Here is a 15,664-nt window from a genome sequence, read left to right on the forward strand (position 1 = left end):
CCGTTGTCCTCGGAACGATCGCGCTCGTGGTGGGGATCATCGGCGCCGCACGCCTCGGTCCGCGTCTCGTCGGGCCGGACGCCGACACGTCCGTGATCTCGATCGCGACACGGCCGGACTTTCAGGATCCTGCCCTCCTGGCGCGGGCCTGGGCCTTGCCCGTGGCCGCGGCGTACCGGCGACGTCCCTACGAATACCAGAGCAACCCGAGCTTCTGCGGTCCTGCCAGCGTGGCGAACCTGCTCCGCTCCCTCGGGGTCGACTTCTCACAAGCCGATTTGCTCCGCGGTACGGCGTTTCAGCCCTGGTTCGGCGTGCTCGTGAACGGCCTGACGCTGGATGAGCTGGCGGCGCTGATACGAAGGCGGCTCGATCGTCCGGTCCGTGTTGTCCGCGATCTCTCGTTGCCTCACTTCCGCGCGGCGATGGCCAGCGGCAACGATCCCGACAAGCGGCTGGTCGTCAACTTCCACCGGGGGCCCCTGTTCGGCCAGGGCGCCGGGCACTTCTCGCCGATCCTCGGATATCTTCCGGACCGCGATCTCGTCTTTGTCGGCGACGTGAACGGGGATTACCGGCCTTTTCTTGTCGGCAGCGAGCGTTTGTGGCGCGCCGTCACGACGCTTGATCGCACGTCCGGCAAAGCCCGGGGATTGCTGATCGTCGATACGGCTCTGCCTTAACGTGCTCCCCGGCGAAGTGGACGCCAATTCGGCGCACGAGGGCACATCGGCCAGCTTGGGAGCTACGGTGCACCGGACGGGTCGAGGATCGCCGCGCGGTGCCCGGTCAGGAACGACGCCGTGTGCATGAACGCGATGGCATCCGGCCTGACGCTGGACCGGGTGCGGAAGGCACGCCTTGCGCCTGATCTCCATCGGCCTCGCCGTCCGGATGCTCCGGCTCGCCCGGTTCGAACGCCTCCACCTTGAGGGTCATGAGGCCTTCGGACGGTCGCGAGCGCGCGCGCGTCAAGCAATAGCTTCGGCACAGCGCGGGTAGCCCCCCGTCACGGACAGCAAGGCCGTGCGCATGCGCGTCGCCCCGCAAATGAAAGGCCCGGCAGCGGTGCCGTCCGCGGCCGAGCCTCGAACGATGTCGCCGGAGCGACCGCGCGGTTGCTAGACGCGGTGGTGCCCGCGCCGATGCATCATGCGACGCATGCGGCGGATTGGGTGCCAGCGCGCGTTGACGACGCTGTCTTGGACCGCGCCCACAGAAGCGGCCGGAGCTGGGCTGAGAGGCGCCGCCGAGGCGGGCGACAAGTGAGCGGTGACGCCGAACGCGGCGATCAGGGCTGCGGAGATCAACGATGTGCGCAAGGGAAGCTTCCTCTCGTGCCGCCGTCGGAGCTGGATGACCAGCGGATCAAGGGGGCAGCCGAACATCCTCAACCCCTCGAGGAAGGCGTGGCGCCGATTGATGGTTCCGGAGGCGTGATCACGAAAGAGTTGGTCTCGGCGGCAGCGTCCCGGCCGGCGCCCTGCGCTCTGAGGCGCGGACCGGGAAAAGGTTTGGATCAGGACGCCAGCGCGAGGTCCGCTCCGGCCAATCCAAGCCCAGCGAGGAACAGGCTGCCGCCCATCACCTCAAGGATGGCGCGGTAGCGAGGCGACCACAGGGATCCGGCTGCCATGCTGACGCCTGCCACGACACAGAACACGCCCAGCGCCATCATGATGGCCTCCACATCGACCAGCCACATAAAGGCTACGGATGGAGCGCTGAGCGGTTCCAGGGCGCTGAGGCTGTCGACAGCTTAATCAGCCCGCCCTTCACGACGGCCGCTCGCGCATCCGATGCGCGCCGCAGCCGAACGCGAGCGGTCCCGCTGTTACCCGCAGCGTTGCGCCGGTCCGTTCGGCGATGTCTTGAAGTCTAGCTGAGTGATGGCGCGCCCGAAAGGATTCGAACCTCTGACCCCCAGATTCGTAGTCTGGTGCTCTATCCAGCTGAGCTACGGGCGCCTGACACGGCGGCGGGATCTCGGCCCGCCGGTGTGAGGGGGCTTCTAGAGGCTCGGATCGGGCTTGGCAAGACACCTCGTTGCATCACATCGCACCACGCGCACGGCGCAAGGATTAGCGCCACATTCGGTCGAGACGGCACCGCCATCACCAATGCGCCGCGCACGCGGACCGGCCGCCCGATCCGGCTATGGCGTCCGCGCGCTCGCCCGCACCCGCTCCTCCGCGGCCCGGATCGCCTCCGGCGTGCCGACATGCAGCCATTGGCCGTCGAGACGAAGGCCGAACAGCCGTCCGGCCTCGATCGCCCGGTCGAACAGGAGGTTGAGCGAGAAGGCGCCCTCCGGCGTGCCCGCGAACAGGCCTGGGCTCAGGATCGCCACCCCCGCGTAGATGAAGGGAGCGACCTTGCGCTCCCCGCGGCGCCCCAGGCGTCCATCCGGCTCCATCACGAAGTCGCCGGCCCCCTCGTAGCCGAGGCTGGTGGCGGTGGGGGCCACCAGCAGCAGGCAATCCATGCGGTCCGCGTCCCAGCGGCCGATCAGCCGGCTCAGGTTGGAGGCCGGCCCTTCGAGCCAGAACGAGTCCGAGTTCAGCACCACGAAGGGCGCCTCGCCCAGAAGCGGCAGCGCTTTGCGGATGCCTCCGCCGGTCTCCAGAAGCGCCGCGCGCTCGTCCGACACGATCGTGGCCGGTCCCTGACCCGACTCCTCCGCCCGCCGGGCGAGATGGCCCTCGATCAGGTCGGCGAGATAGTGGACGTTGACCACGGCCGTGCCGATCCCGGCCTCCGCGACCCGGTCCAGGGCATGGTCGAGGAGCGCCTTGCCGGCGACCTCCACCAGGGGCTTGGGCATCGTGGCGGTCACCGGACGCATGCGCTTGCCCAGGCCCGCGGCCAGGACGAAGGCGCGGCTGACGGCTGGCTTGAGCTCGCTCATGCGATCGGAGGTCCGGTGGTCAGGATTCGGGGGCGGGGGTGACGAGGCCCGGCAGATGCGCCGCGTGCCAGTCGCGCAGCCCGGCGAGCGCGGGATGGGCGAGATTGCGCGCGAGGTAGCCCTCGATCCGCGGCAAGTGGGCGAGGTAGCCGGGCTTGCCGTCGCGCCGGTCGAGCCGCGCGAAGATCCCGAGGATCTTGGTGGCGCGCTGCGCGGCGAGCAGCGCGTAGGCCGTGGCGAAGGCGCCGACGTCGAAGGCCGGGTCGCGACCGCGGCGCTCGCGGGCGTAGAGCCCGAGCAGCCGCAGCTCGAACTCGGCGGTGGTGTCGACCCGGGCATCCTGCAGCAGCGAGGCGACGTCGTAGGCCGGATGACCCATCACGGCGTCCTGGAAGTCGATCAGCCCGACCCGCTCCAGCCCGGCACGCTCGGGCAGCCAGATCAGGTTGGGCGAGTGGTAGTCCCGCAGGGTCCAGGTCGGCCGGTCCGGGGCCGCGCCCTGCAGGGCCGCCCGCCACAGGTCGACGAAGTCCGACCGCGCCTCGGCCGACAAGGTGGCATCCCGGATCGCGGGCGCGTACCAGTCGGGCATCAGCTCGGCCTCGAACAGCAGCGCCTCCGTGTCGTAGGGCGGCAGCACGTGCTCGATCCCGTCCGCCACCGGCAGGACCGGGGGAAGCGGCGTCGCGTGGAGCCTGGCGAGCAGCCGCACGGCCTCGGCGTAGCGCTCGGGCCGCGGCGCGCCGGCCTCGACCACCGGCTCGCTGCCGAGATCCTCCAGGATCAGGAGGCCTTCGGCGAGGTCCTCGCCGTAGATCTTCGGCGCCGAGAAGCCGAGCGCCCGCAGGCCCCGGTCAAGGGCCACGAAGGCGTGGACGCTCTCGGCCAGATGCACGATCGCACTGTAGGGCTTGCCGTCGCGCACCGGCGGCCCGTCGGGCCGGGGCGGCGCGATCATCAGCACGGCGCTGGTGCCGTCGGGCTTCGTCAGGCGCTCGTAGGCACGGGACGAGGCGTCGCCCTGCATCAGCACGCGCTCGGCCAAGTCCCAGCCGCTGCGCTCGAGCAGCCGGCGCACGGCCCGGGCCCGGTCGAGGCGGGCCCGCATGCCGCCGGTGCCGTCGATCCGGGCGAACCGCGCCTCGGGGCCGAATTCCGCCCGCAGGGACAGATCGACGGTCAGCACCGGAGCGTCGCGGGACGGCAGCCGCTCGGGCCATTCGACCAGCGTGATCGCGCCCTCGGCCATCTCGTCGAAGCCGAGCTCGACCAGTTCATCGGGATCGCGCAGACGGTAGAGGTCGGCGTGGATGATCGCCCGGCCGTCCCGGGCCGTGTAGGGCTGGATCAGCGTGAAGGTCGGGCTCGGCACCTCCAGGCGCGGATCGCCCGCCAGTTCGCGGATCACCGCGCGGGCGAGCGTCGTCTTGCCGCCGCCGAGACCGCCCGACAGGGCCACGACGTCGCCCGGACACAGGAATTCGGAGAGGAACAGGCCGAGATCCTCGGTCGCCGTCTCCTCCGGCAGCACGAACTCCCACGGGGCCGGCGGCGCGGATGCGCCCGCCCCCTCGTCGGCCTTCTGCCCGTCCCGATCGTCTCCGTCCAAAGCCCGCCTCCGAGACCAGAGGGCGCATGGTCCGGAAACACGCCAAGGATGCAAGCGTTTCCGGCCGCGGTTGTGCGCTTCCCGCCGGCCCGGTGCATCGAAACCACGCTCGCCGAACGCTGCAATCGGCGTCCGTCAGGCTCAGGCCGAGAGCGGGGTGGCCGGGGCCGGCGGAACGCCGCGCCAGGCCTGGGCATCCCAGGAAGCCGCGCGGGCGAGCGCGTCCGGCAGCGGCATGGGACGGCCGAAATGGTACCCCTGGCCCAGCGCACAGCCCATCGCGGTGAGCGCCTGCGCCTCGGCCGCCCCCTCGATCCCCTCGGCCACCGCAACCACCCCGATCTCGTCGGCGAGGCGCAGGATGGTCTGGACGATCCGGCGATCGCGCGGCTCCGCCAGCATCGGCCGGATGAAGGCTCGGTCGATCTTGAGGGTGGTGATCGGCAGGGTGCTGAGGTGGCTGAGCGAGGAGTAGCCGGTCCCGAAATCGTCCACCGCGATGCCCAGGCCGGCGGCGCGGCAGCGCGCGAGCGCGGCGGCGGCCCCTGCCGGATCCTGCATCAGCGTGCTCTCGGTGATCTCGAGCTTCAGAGCCTCGGGAGCGAGGCCGCTTCGGCCGAGCATCGCGCCGATCAGGCCCGGCATGTCCGACCGGGCGAGATCCTGGGCCGTCACGTTGAAGCTCACGAACAGGGACGGCTCCACGGTGGCCGGTGCATGCAGGGCCGCCCGCAGGATCCCGGGCATGATCCGGCCGAGCTCGTCGATCACCCAGGCGGTGATCGCGACGATCTGGCCGCTGGCTTCCGCGGCCGGGATGAAGGCCGCGGGGGCGACGAGCCCGCGCTCGGGATCGTGCCAGCGGATCAGCGCCTCGAACCCGGCGAGCCGCCCGGTGGCGAGCCGCACGATCGGCTGCAGGTAGAGGGCAAACTCGTGGCGCGCGAGCGCCCGGCGGAGGGCGTGCTCCTGCGTGAGCGCCGCCAGCGCCGCGTCGAAATCGGCGCGCGCCGTGGGCGATGGCGGCATGGGCCGTCGTTCCGCCTCCGCGGGCGCGAGGCGCGGCAGGGCCTCGCGAAATCGCGCGATGAGCGTCTCGAGGCAGAGCCGCAGGATCGGGTCGGCCCCGGCGAGCCTCTGGCGGATCTGCGCCTCGCCGACCGGCAGGAGCACGCAATCCGCCGCGGCGCGGATCCCCGCCGAGCGCGGACGGGCGTCGAGGATGGCCATCTCGCCGAAGATCTCGCCGGGGCCGCGACGGCCGAGCACCGCCACCGCGCCGTCGCGACGCAGGAAGATTTCGATGCTCCCGCTCAGGATCAGGTAGGCGCAGTCTCCGATGGCGCCCGCCTCGAACAGGATGGCGCCGGCTGGGAGATGGATGTGATCGGACGTGTCCTGCACCGGCCGGCCATGGTTCACTTGCGACGGGGAAGCCCGGTGCGAGCTTTGGCACGGCAATCTTAAGGTTGCCCCAAGGGAGCGGCGGCCGTCCGGGTCGCGGATCCGGGCGAGGCACCGGCCACGCCGGGTGGCATGCAGCGTGCCTTCGATCGCGGTCGCCCGGCCGCCGGCCAAGGTACGACGCGCCGGGCCAACCAGAGAGACAGGACAGGGAGCGGAGATGAAGCGCGAGGACCTCACCGAGAAGCTGCTCGACATCAAGCGCGAGAAGGGCTGGAGCTGGAAGCATATCCACGCGGAGATCGGGGGGCTCTCGCCGTTCCTGATCACCGCGGCCTGCATGGGCCAGATGAAGCTGCCGAAGGCGCAGGCCAAGCGGGCGGCCGAGCTGTTCGGCCTCACGGCCGCCGAGGAGCGGATGCTCAACGAGCCGCCCTACCGGGGCTCGATCCCGTCGATGCCGCCCACCGATCCGCTGATCTACCGGTTCTACGAACTGGTGATGGTCTACGGCACGACCTTCAAGGAGCTGATCCAAGAGGAATTCGGCGACGGCATCATGTCGGCGATCGACTTCAACATGGACATGGCCCGCGAGGCCAACAACAAGGGCGACCGCGTGCGGCTCACCATGTCGGGCAAGTTCCTGCCGTACAAGTATTACGGCAACGACGACGACACCCCGGAATACGGGTTCAAGGAGGGGTGAGCGGTCCGGAGATGTTCGAGATCCATTGAACAGCGTGTCGTCCCGGGGCCGCACAGCGGAGCCCGGGACCCGGAGCCGCCGACGCGCCGGATCCTGGCACGGCCGGCGGTTCTGGGTTCCGGGCTCGCCTTCGGCGCCCCGGAATGACGCGCGCTCGGCCCTTCCGATCGTCAGGCGGCCGGCTGCGCCCCCGGCTCCAGGTAATCCTGCACCGGCTGCGCCGGTCCGCCCCGCATCAGCACGTAGAGGAACGGCACCAGAAGCAGCGTCGCCGGCGTCGCGAAGGCGATGCCGCCCATGACGGCGCGGGCGAGCGCGGCGTTCTGCTCGCCGCCCTCGCCGGTGCCCAGCGCCATCGGGATCAACCCCAGGAACATCGCAGAGGCGGTCATCAGCACCGGCCGCAGCCGGGTCTCGCCCGCGGTGATCGCCGCCTCCAGGGCGCTGCAGCCCGTTTCCTCCCGGTGCTCCTTGGCAAAGGTGACGAGCAGGATCGAGTTCGCCGAGGCGATGCCCACCGACATGATCGCCCCGAAGATCGACGGGATCGAGAACGTGGTCCCGGTGATGAACAGCGCGAAGGTAATGCCGCAGAAGGCCATCGGCAGGGCCGCGATCACCACGAAGGGGTCGCCCCAGCTCTGGTAGTTCACCGCCATCAGCAGGTAGACGGCGATCAGCGCGATGGCGAGGCCGACCTCCAGGCGGAAGAAGGCCGAGCGCATGTTCTCGATCTGCCCGCGCACCGTGATCTTGTCGGGCGCCTGCAGGTTCTTCTGCTCGTCCAGGACGATCGCGTCGATGTCGCGGGCCACCGCGCCGAGATCCCGGTCCTGGACCGACGCGAAGATGTCGAAGGTCGGCTGGATGTTGACGTGGCTGATCATCGTCTGCGTCGGCATCCGGCGGATGTCGGCGAGGCTGGAGAGCAGCGTCAGCACGCCCGGACCGGAGCCGGTGGTCGCGGCGCGCACGAACATCGGCGTGTTGCGCAGGTCGGTGAGCGAGCTGTTGCGATATTCGGGCGTCTGCACCCAGAGCTGGTAGGGGATGCCGGTCTTCGGATCGGGCCAGAAGTTCGGCGTCACCTGGTAGCTGCCCGACAGCGAGATGTTCATGTTCTGCGCCACCTGCTGCTCGGTCAGCCCGAGTTCGGAGGCGAGGCGCCGGTCGACCTCGACGTAGAATTGCGGCTCGTTGACGATCTGCTGCAGGTGCACGTCGACGAGGCCCTTCGTGTGCTTCAGCCGCTGGACGATGCGCTGGGCCACCTCCAGGTCCTTCTCCTTGTTCCGGCCGGAGACCTGCACGTCGATCGGGGTGATCACGCCGAAGTTCAGGATCTGGGTGATCATGTCGGCGGGCTGGAAATACACGGTGACGTCGGGAAACCGCTTCATCAGCACCGCGCGCAGGCGCTTCTGATAGCCGGCCACCGCGTGGTGCCCCTCCTTGAGGCTGATCAGCATCTGGCCGTCGTTGTAGGAGACGAACGAACCGTCCGAGAACGCGAAATTGTAGTTGTTCGACGGCAGGCCGATGTTCTGGAGGATCTGGTCGACCTCATCCGGCGGGATCACCTCGCGGACCGTGCCCTCGATCTCGGCGAAGACCTGCCGGGCGGTCTCGATGCGCATGCCGGTGCGGGTGCGCAGATGCATGGTCATCTGGCTCGCCTCGATCTGCGGGAAGTAATCCTGGCCCACGAACATGAACAGCAATCCGGTCATGCCGAGCACGCCGCCGGCCGCGCCCAGGGTGACGAGCCGGTGGCGCAGCACCGCGTGGAGCAGGCCGACATAACCCCGATGGAACCGCGCGAAGCCGCGCTCGAAATGGCCATGGATCCACCCGGCGAGCCGCATCACGGGGGCGCCGACGAGACCGAGTCCCCGCGCGATCCGGCCCCGGCGGGGGGCCTCGTGCTGCGTCCGGTCCTTGGCATGCTTCTGCCGGTATTCCGGCGCCACGATCACGTCGATCAGCAGCGGCACCAGGGTCCGTGACAGCAGGTAGGAGGTCAGCATCGCGAACACGACCGCGAGCGCCTGCGGGGTGAACAGGTATTTCGGCGTGTCGGTCAGCGCGAACACCGCCGTGAAGGCCGCGCAGATCGCAAGCGTCGAGATCAGGGCCGGCTTGGCGATCCCGGCGGCGCCGTGGACCACGCTCTCGCGGAACTCCTCGCCCTCCTCGAAGAGCCGGTAGGTGTTCTCGATCGCCACCGTGGCATCGTCCACCAGGATGCCGACCGCGAGCGCGAGGCCGCCGAGCGTCATGACGTTGATGGTCTGGCCCAGAGCCGCCAGCACGGCGAGTGAGGTCATCACGCAGAGCGGGATCGAGATCAGCACGATGATCGTCGAGCGCCAGGATCCCAGGAACAGCAGGATCGCGAGCCCCGTCAGCGCCGCCGCGGTGAGCGCCTCGTGCAGCACGCCTTCGATGGCGTTCGACACGAAGACCGACTGGTCGAACAGCTGCTTGATCGACAGGCCTTCGGGCGCCGCCGCGCGGATCGTCGGCATCGCCGCCTTGACGTTGTTGACGACGTTGAGGGTCGAGGCGGTGCCGTTCTTGATGATCTGCATCAGCACGGCCTGCTGGCCGTCGGCGCTGACCACGTTGACCTGTGGCGGCCCGCCGTCGCGGACATAGGCGACGTCCCGCATCAGCACGGGCTGACCCGCCACCACCTTGATCGGCGCGGTGTTGAGCGTCTCGATCGACGGCGGGGTGGCGTTGAGCTGCACGGGGTATTGCTGCTCGCCGATCTTGGTGAGCCCGGACGGCACCGTCAGGTTCTGGGCCGTCATGGCGTTGGTGACGTCGAGCGGCGTCAGGCCGAGCGCCTGCAGGGCGTTGAGATCGAGATCGACCATGATCTGCCGGGGGGCGCCGCCGAACGGCGACGGCAGGGTCGAGCCCGGGACCTGCGCGAGCGTCTGACGGATCCGGTACTGGGCGTAATCGTAGACCTCGTTGAGGCTCTGCTTGGCCGACGTCAGGGCGAGCTGGATCACCGGCACCGACGAGGCCGAATAGCGCACGATCACCGGCGGCTGCGTGCCGGTGGGCATGACGGCGCGGATCGAGTTGGTGGAGGAAACGACCTGCGCGATGGCAAGGTCGATGCTGACCGAGGGGTCGAAATAGATCCGCTGGACCGCCGTGCCCTGGAGCGTCGTCGACTCCATGCGGCGGATGTTGTTGACGTTGTTGGAGATGCCGTACTCGGCATAGGTGGTGATGCGCTGTTCCATCTCCGGCGCGGACAGGCCGGTATAGGTCCAGACCACCACGACGACCGGGATATCGACGACCGGCAGCACGTCCTTGGGCGTGACGAGGATCGCCCCGATGCCGCCTAGCATCATCAGCACCGCGAGCACGTAGGTCGTGATCCGGAACTTGAGGGCGTAGAGGACGAGGCCCATGCGGTCTCCGCCGGCCGGCGGCGGGCCGGCAACTCCGCGTTGTGTACCGGCACACCGGACACCCGGTATGTTTCGGTATCACGTCCAGGGAGGCAAGGGGCGGGCCGCTTCGCCGCAGGGTCGTGGCCGTTTCCGCCGCCGAGGCGCGGCCGCGCGGTCCGTGCCGCCGCGGGCGGCGATTGTTGTGCTGGCGCCGAAGCGCCGGCCCGGGGCGCCGCGGAGCCCCGTCGGCGCGATCAGCCCGGACCTCGCCGACGTGGCCTGACGGAGCGCCGCCTGGCGATGCCGCTCGGGTATGAAGGCCCGACGGCGCCCCGGCGCCGTATATCGGGCCGGCATGAAAAAGGGCGCGCGCCGATCCCGGCACGCGCCCTGAAAGATTCGCCCGGGACGCCAGGCGTCCGGGCGATCCGATTGGTGGATCTCAGAGGCCGCCGAACTTGTAGTTGAAGCCGGCGCGGACGATGCTGCCCTCGGTCCGGAAGCGCGAGATGTAGCCCGAGCCGAGGCCGACGCCCGGGATCGCGCCGACGAGCACGTTCCGGCTGCCGAGATCGTAGTGGACGTACTCGGCCTTGACCGTCAGGGCGTCGTACTTCAGGCCCAGATACCGGCCCACCGCGAAGGTGTTCAGGAAGCTGTCGGTGGGCAGCGCGAACTCGATGCCGCCGCCGTAGGCGAAGCCGGTCTCGAAGTCGTCGTGGCGGCCGGCGAAGGCGAGGGCGCCGGCGGGCGAGAAGAAGTTCGCGTCGTAGGACACGTTGCCGTAGGCAAGGCCGCCCAGGCCGTAGACCATGACGCGGTCGAAGGCGTAGCCGACGCGGCCCACGAGCGTGCCGATCCAGTCGGTGCTCTGCCGGAAGCTGCTCAGCGCACCGGTGCTGCCGAGATAGGCGCGGTTCTTGGCCAGATCGGTCCAGTCGATGCTGTTGGCGATGCCGACCACGATGCCCGAGCCCGGCGTGAACTGGTAGTTGAAGCCGGCCGTGCCGCCGATGTTGGCGAAGCCGTCATCGGAGATCCGGGTCGCCGCCGGGCGGGCGCCCGTCGCCACGTTGGCGATGTTGATAGCCGAGATGCCGGCCGTGGTGATCCGCTGGCTGTCGGTGAAGGTGTAGGCCGTCTCGAGACCGCCGTAGAAGCCCGTCCAGGTGAAGACCGGCACCGGCGTGAACACCGGCGGCGGGGCGGCACGGCGCGGCAGGTCGGCGGCCGAGGCGGCGGTCGAGACGAGGGCCGTCGCGGCGGTGGCGAGGAGGAGCTTCTTGATCATGGTGGCGGGATCCGACGTTACGCGTTGTTGCCCTCAGTTAAGCTCGGCCGCACTGATCCCGCTATGCCCGCAATGCCACACTGTGACCTGAAAGCGCCCGAACACTGCCGAAGACTGGTATCGCCCCGTGCACGATTCGCCGTCGGCGCTTGACAGCGGGCCGCCCGCCGGAGGCACCCCGCGCGCCGGAGCTTGATCGCGGGCGGCCGAGCCTCTAAGCGGACCGCGCTTTTCGCCCCGTTCCGAGTTCGGGGCGACCGAGTCAATCCGGGGCACCGATTCGGTCCCCGCGCAGGAACGGGAATCATGGGCAAGGAAAAGTTCTCCCGCACCAAGCCGCACTGCAACATTGGCACGATTGGCCACGTTGACCACGGCAAGACGTCGCTGACGGCGGCGATCACGAAGGTTCTGGCCGAGACGGGCGGGGCGACGTTCACGGCCTACGACCAGATCGACAAGGCGCCGGAGGAGAAGGCGCGCGGGATCACGATCTCGACGGCGCACGTGGAATACGAGACGCAGAACCGTCACTACGCGCATGTCGACTGCCCCGGCCACGCCGATTACGTGAAGAACATGATCACGGGCGCGGCGCAGATGGACGGGGCGATCCTGGTGGTGTCGGCGGCCGACGGCCCGATGCCGCAGACCCGCGAGCACATCCTGCTGGCGCGTCAGGTCGGCGTCCCGGCGCTGGTGGTGTTCCTCAACAAGGTCGACATGGTCGACGACGAGGAACTGCTGGAGCTGGTCGAGCTGGAGGTGCGCGAGCTTCTCTCCAAGTACGACTTCCCCGGCGACGACATCCCGATCACCAAGGGCTCGGCGCTGATGGCGCTGGAGGACAAGGAGCCGAAGATCGGCAAGGAGGCTGTGCTGGCGCTGATGGCGACCGTGGACAGCTACATCCCGCAGCCGGAGCGTCCGATCGACCTGCCGTTCCTGATGCCGATCGAGGACGTGTTCTCGATCTCGGGCCGCGGCACGGTGGTGACGGGCCGGGTCGAGCGCGGGATCGTGAAGGTCGGCGAGACGGTCGAGATCGTCGGCATCCGCGACACGCAGACCACGACGGTGACGGGCGTCGAGATGTTCCGCAAGCTGCTCGACCAGGGTCAGGCGGGCGACAACGTCGGCGTGCTGCTGCGCGGCACGAAGCGCGAGGACGTGGAGCGGGGCCAGGTCGTGTGCAAGCCGGGTTCGGTGAAGCCGCACGCCAAGTTCAAGGCCGAGGCCTACATCCTGACGAAGGAAGAGGGCGGCCGCCACACGCCGTTCTTCACGAACTACCGGCCGCAATTCTACTTCCGCACGACGGACGTGACCGGGATCTGCACGCTGCCCGAGGGCACCGAGATGGTGATGCCGGGCGACAACGTGACCATGGACGTGGTGCTGATCGTGCCGGTGGCCATGGAAGAGAAGCTGCGCTTCGCCATCCGCGAGGGCGGCCGTACCGTCGGCGCCGGCGTCGTCGCCGCCATCAACGACTGAGCGCGATCCGGGGCGGCGTCTCGCTCCGCTCCGTCCTGCCACGCCGGTCTCCGTCTCGACGGGGGCCGGCGTCATCGTTCCCGGGCGGCGGCGGGTCCTTGTCGGCGCGACGACCCCGCGATTTTGCGCTCGGAGGGCCCCGCCCCCCACCCAGCCTCTTGCAAGCCGGACCACGATGGGGCATTGGGCGGTGCGCTAGGAGTGTAGCTCAACTGGTCAGAGCGCCGGTCTCCAAAACCGGAGGTTGCGGGTTCGAGTCCCTCCACTCCTGCCAGACATCCTGCCCGATCCCGCGCGGCGGCCCGGTCGACAAGCCGGGGGAGTTGCGCTAGAGCGGGCGCAATCCGAGATCTGAAGCGACCGTCGGTGCGGGCCCATCCGGGTCCTCGGCACCGATATTCGCATTCCCGGATGCGGTCTCTGCCTCGGGGCCGAACACGCACAGACACTGGCGCCATGGCATCGAACGAAGCGACCAAGAAGGTGGACCTGGTGCGCGGCGCAGCCCGCGGCCCCGCGAACCCGCCGCCGGCCCGGCCGGCGACGCCGGCTCGCGCGCCGCAGAAGCGCGCCACGCCGGGCGAGTTCTTCGCGCAGGTCCGCGACGAGGGGCGCAAGGTCACGTGGCCGAGCCGCCGGGAGACCACGATCACGACGATCATGGTCTTCGTGATGGTCGTGGCCGCCAGCCTGTTCTTCACGGTTGTGGATCAGGCCCTGCGCTTCCTGGTCGGCCTGATTCTGGGCGTCTGAGTCGGAGGCGTCTGAGGGCGGCTCGCCGCCGGTCGGGGGAGACCCCGCGGACTTGTCGGAGTTGAACGGAACCGTGTCGAAGCGCTGGTACATCGTCCACGCCTACTCGAACTTCGAGAACAAGGTCGCCCAGTCCATCAAGGATCAGGCGGCTCAGCGCGGGCTGACCGAGCTGTTCGACGAGGTGATGGTCCCGACCGAGAAGGTCGTGGAGGTCCGCCGCGGCCGGAAGGTCGATGCCGAGCGCAAGTTCTTCCCCGGCTACGTCCTGGTGAAGTGCGACCTCACCGACGAGGTCTACCACCTGATCAAGAACACCCCGAAGGTCACGGGCTTCCTCGGCGCCGACAAGTCGAAGCCGGTTCCGATCCCCGATGCCGAGGCCGAGCGGATCAAGGGCCAGGTCGCCGAGGGCGTCGACCGGCCGAAGCCCTCGATCTCCTTCGAGATCGGCGAGACCGTCCGGGTCGCCGACGGCCCGTTCGCCAGCTTCAACGGCACCGTCGAGGAGATCGACGACGCCCGCTCCCGCCTCAAGGTGGCCGTGTCGATCTTCGGTCGTGCGACCCCGGTGGAGCTCGAATACGCCCAGGTCGAGAAGGCCTGAGCCTCCTGATTTCGGCGGCCCTGAGGCCGTCCCGTCAATTCCGGCCGTCGCTGAGCGGCGGCCGCGAACTTGCCCCATCCTCCTGAGGCTGGGGCATCATCCGCGGGAGATCCGCCCGGCCTCGCCTCCGGGAATCCACGGCTCGCACCGCGACCTGCAACCGTCTGACCCGCCGCGCTTCAGGCCGCGTGGGGGCGGATTCTCATTGGGAGCAGTCCCATGGCGAAGAAGATCACGGGTTACGTGAAGCTTCAGGTCCCGGCCGGCGCGGCGAACCCGTCGCCGCCGATCGGCCCCGCGCTCGGTCAGCGCGGCCTCAACATCATGGAATTCTGCAAGGCCTTCAACGCGAAGACCGCGCAGATGGAGAAGGGCACCCCGATCCCGGTGATCATCACCGCGTATCAGGACCGCTCCTTCACCTTCGAGATGAAGCAGCCCCCGGTCACCTTCTTCCTGAAGAAGGCCGTCGGCCTGAAGATCGGCAAGAAGCCGGCCTCCGGCTCGAAGACCCCCGGCAAGGGCCCGACCGTCGGCAAGATCTCCGAGGCGCAGCTGCGCGAGATCGCCGAGAAGAAGATGCCCGACCTCAACTGCGACTCGATCGAGTCGGCCGTTGCCATGATCCGCGGCTCTGCCCGGGCCATGGGCCTTGAAGTCACGGCCTGAGGGAGGACATCATGGCTAAGGAAGGCAAGCGCATCCGCGCCGCCCGCGAGGGCATCGAGGTCACCAAGCTCTATCCCCTCGACGAGGCGATCAAGCTGGTGAAGGAGCGGGCGACCGCGAAGTTCGACGAGACCGTCGAGGTCTCGATGAATCTCGGCGTCGATCCCCGTCACGCCGACCAGATGGTCCGCGGCGTCTGCAACCTGCCGAACGGCTCCGGCCGGACGGTGCGCGTGGCGGTCTTCGCCCGCGGCGCCAAGGCGGATGACGCCAAGGCCGCCGGTGCGGACATCGTCGGCGCCGAGGACCTCCTGGAGATCGTGCAGAGCGGAAAGATCGACTTCGATCGCTGCATCGCGACCCCCGACATGATGCCGCTCGTCGGCCGTCTCGGTAAGGTTCTGGGCCCGCGCGGCCTGATGCCGAACCCGAAGGTCGGCACAGTCACCATGGACGTGAAGGGCGCCGTCGCCGGCGCCAAGGGCGGCTCGGTCGAGTTCCGCGTCGAGAAGGCCGGCATCGTCCATGCCGGCGTCGGCAAGGTCTCGTTCGACGCCGACAAGCTCGTCGAGAACATCAAGGCCTTCGCGGACGCCGTCGCCAAGGCGAAGCCCGCGGGCGCCAAGGGCACCTACGTCCAGCGCATCGCCGTCACCTCGACGATGGGCCCGGGCGTGAAGGTCGAGCCGAACACGGTCCTGACCGCCTGAAGCCGGGCGGATCAGCTACGTTGCGGAACGCCCGGCCGGAAACGGCCGGGCGTTTTCCGTTGTCGCGAGGGCGGCCGGAGCGGCCGGC

At 69.3% G+C, this 15,664-nt stretch carries 13 protein-coding genes and 2 tRNA genes; 8 read left to right on the forward strand and 7 right to left on the reverse strand.

Annotated elements, in window-relative coordinates:
• Window positions 1–92 precede the first annotated feature (92 nt).
• Window positions 93–683, forward strand: coding sequence for a phytochelatin synthase family protein (locus tag JOE48_RS12660; RefSeq protein WP_210030213.1), 591 nt, complete (start codon window positions 93–95; stop codon window positions 681–683).
• Between the two features lie 836 nt (window positions 684–1,519).
• Here JOE48_RS12660 and JOE48_RS12665 read toward each other — a convergent pair.
• The 5 genes from JOE48_RS12665 to JOE48_RS12685 all read right to left on the reverse strand — a co-directional run bounded on the left by JOE48_RS12665 (window position 1,520) and on the right by JOE48_RS12685 (window position 5,921).
• Entirely contained in the window at window positions 1,520–1,705 is a 186-nt protein-coding gene (locus tag JOE48_RS12665) for a hypothetical protein (protein WP_210036136.1), read from the reverse strand.
• Between the two features lie 185 nt (window positions 1,706–1,890).
• Window positions 1,891–1,967, reverse strand: a tRNA-Arg gene (locus tag JOE48_RS12670).
• Window positions 1,968–2,155: 188 nt separating this feature from the next.
• Complete coding sequence (locus JOE48_RS12675; RefSeq protein ID WP_210030214.1) at window positions 2,156–2,908, reverse strand: nucleotidyltransferase family protein; 753 nt, start codon at window positions 2,906–2,908, stop codon at window positions 2,156–2,158.
• 19 nt (window positions 2,909–2,927) lie between these two features.
• A complete protein-coding gene (gene tsaE, locus JOE48_RS12680) occupies window positions 2,928–4,517 on the reverse strand; it encodes a tRNA (adenosine(37)-N6)-threonylcarbamoyltransferase complex ATPase subunit type 1 TsaE (protein ID WP_210030216.1) in 1,590 nt (529 codons plus the stop codon).
• Window positions 4,518–4,658: 141 nt separating this feature from the next.
• Window positions 4,659–5,921, reverse strand: coding sequence for an EAL domain-containing protein (locus JOE48_RS12685; RefSeq protein ID WP_210030218.1), 1,263 nt, complete (start codon window positions 5,919–5,921; stop codon window positions 4,659–4,661).
• A 220-nt stretch (window positions 5,922–6,141) separates the two neighbouring features.
• Between JOE48_RS12685 and cynS the strand changes: the two genes are divergently transcribed.
• Window positions 6,142–6,630 (forward strand): cyanase, encoded by a 489-nt coding sequence (cynS, locus tag JOE48_RS12690; protein ID WP_210030220.1) that lies wholly within the window; start codon window positions 6,142–6,144, stop codon window positions 6,628–6,630.
• A 170-nt stretch (window positions 6,631–6,800) separates the two neighbouring features.
• Here cynS and JOE48_RS12695 read toward each other — a convergent pair whose 3' ends face one another.
• A complete protein-coding gene (locus JOE48_RS12695) occupies window positions 6,801–10,067 on the reverse strand; it encodes an efflux RND transporter permease subunit (RefSeq protein ID WP_210030222.1) in 3,267 nt (1,088 codons plus the stop codon).
• A gap of 424 nt (window positions 10,068–10,491) precedes the next feature.
• Window positions 10,492–11,340, reverse strand: coding sequence for an outer membrane protein (locus tag JOE48_RS12700; RefSeq protein ID WP_210030224.1), 849 nt, complete (start codon window positions 11,338–11,340; stop codon window positions 10,492–10,494).
• A gap of 306 nt (window positions 11,341–11,646) precedes the next feature.
• Between JOE48_RS12700 and tuf the strand changes: the two genes are divergently transcribed.
• From tuf to rplA, 6 genes are all read left to right on the forward strand, one after another.
• Window positions 11,647–12,837, forward strand: coding sequence for an elongation factor Tu (tuf, locus tag JOE48_RS12705; protein WP_210030226.1), 1,191 nt, complete (start codon window positions 11,647–11,649; stop codon window positions 12,835–12,837).
• A 197-nt stretch (window positions 12,838–13,034) separates the two neighbouring features.
• Window positions 13,035–13,111, forward strand: a tRNA-Trp gene (locus JOE48_RS12710).
• A 182-nt stretch (window positions 13,112–13,293) separates the two neighbouring features.
• On the forward strand, window positions 13,294–13,590 hold the full coding sequence (gene secE / locus JOE48_RS12715; protein ID WP_210030228.1) for a preprotein translocase subunit SecE: 297 nt from the start codon (window positions 13,294–13,296) through the stop codon (window positions 13,588–13,590).
• Between the two features lie 73 nt (window positions 13,591–13,663).
• Complete coding sequence (nusG, locus tag JOE48_RS12720; RefSeq protein ID WP_012320778.1) at window positions 13,664–14,197, forward strand: transcription termination/antitermination protein NusG; 534 nt, start codon at window positions 13,664–13,666, stop codon at window positions 14,195–14,197.
• A 219-nt stretch (window positions 14,198–14,416) separates the two neighbouring features.
• Window positions 14,417–14,866, forward strand: a complete 450-nt coding sequence (gene rplK, locus JOE48_RS12725; RefSeq protein WP_043385646.1) for a 50S ribosomal protein L11 — start codon at window positions 14,417–14,419, stop codon at window positions 14,864–14,866.
• 11 nt (window positions 14,867–14,877) lie between these two features.
• Window positions 14,878–15,576: a 50S ribosomal protein L1 gene (gene rplA, locus JOE48_RS12730; RefSeq protein WP_192711268.1), complete on the forward strand. Its 699-nt coding sequence runs from the start codon at window positions 14,878–14,880 to the stop codon at window positions 15,574–15,576.
• Window positions 15,577–15,664 lie beyond the last annotated feature (88 nt).

The sequence above is a fragment of the Methylobacterium sp. PvR107 genome (assembly GCF_017833295.1).
Taxonomy (GTDB): Bacteria; Pseudomonadota; Alphaproteobacteria; order Rhizobiales; family Beijerinckiaceae; genus Methylobacterium.